A 990-nucleotide genomic window follows, 5' to 3' on the forward strand; every position below is an offset into this window, starting at 1 on the left:
ATCCCCCTGTACGAGCGGACGCTGCGGGAGCGGGTGCGGGTGCTGGGCGAGGACCACCCCTCGACCCTGGCCTCCCGCAACAACCTCGCCTACGCCTACCAGGAGGCGGGTGATCTGGAACGGGCGATCCCGCTGTTCGAGCGGACGCTGCGGGAGCGGGTGCGGGTGCTGGGCGAGGACCACCCCGACACCCTGATCTCCCGCAACAACCTCGCCGGCGCCTACCGCGCGGCCGGGGACCTGGAACGGGCCGTCCCGCTGTACGAGCGGACGCTGCGGGAGCGGGTGCGGGTGCTGGGCGAGGACCACCCCCACACCCTGGCCTCCCGCAACAACCTCGCCGGCGCCTACCGCGCGGCCGGGGACCTGGAACGGGCCGTCCCGCTGTACGAGCGGACGGTGGAGAATGCGGTGCGGGTGCTGGGCGAGGACCACCCCTCGACCCTGGCCTCCCGCAACAACCTCGCCGGCGCCTACCGCGCGGCCGGGGACCTGGAACGGGCCGTCCCGCTGTACGAGCGGACGGTGGACGATGCGGTGCGGGTGCTGGGCGAGGACCACCCCTCGACCCTGGCCTCCCGCAACAACCTCGCCTACGCCTACCAGGAGGCGGGTGATCTGGAACGGGCGATCCCGCTGTTCGAGCGGACGCTGCGGGAGCGGGTGCGGGTGTTGGGCGAGGACCACCCCGACACCCTGGCCTCCCGCAACAACCTCGCCGGCGCCTACGCCGCAGCGGGTGATCTGGCGCGTGCCATCCCCCTGTACGAGCAGGCTCTCAACAACTGCGTGCGGGTACTGGGAGAGGAGCATCCGACCACCAGGGCCGTCCAGGCGAACCTTACCCATACAAAGTTTGAGGGAGATGAGTCGCCTAGATCATTGTGACCGCGGAGGCTAAAAGAGCGTTTTGTCCCGGCAGGGTTGTTTGGTTCGAGCTTCAGGTGTCGCGCCAGTTCGGGGTGCTTTCTCGGGCGAGTCTGCGGCTTA

Annotated in this window: 1 protein-coding gene; it reads left to right on the forward strand. The window is 70.1% G+C overall.

Going from position 1 to position 990, the window contains the following annotated elements:
• Positions 1-888, forward strand: an 888-nt coding sequence (locus ACIRFH_RS36095) for a tetratricopeptide repeat protein (RefSeq protein WP_403530677.1), incomplete at its 5' end; no start/stop codon positions are given.
• Positions 889-990 lie beyond the last annotated feature (102 nt).

The organism is Streptomyces sp. NPDC093586, assembly GCF_044764905.1.
GTDB lineage: Bacteria > Actinomycetota > Actinomycetes > Streptomycetales > Streptomycetaceae > Streptomyces.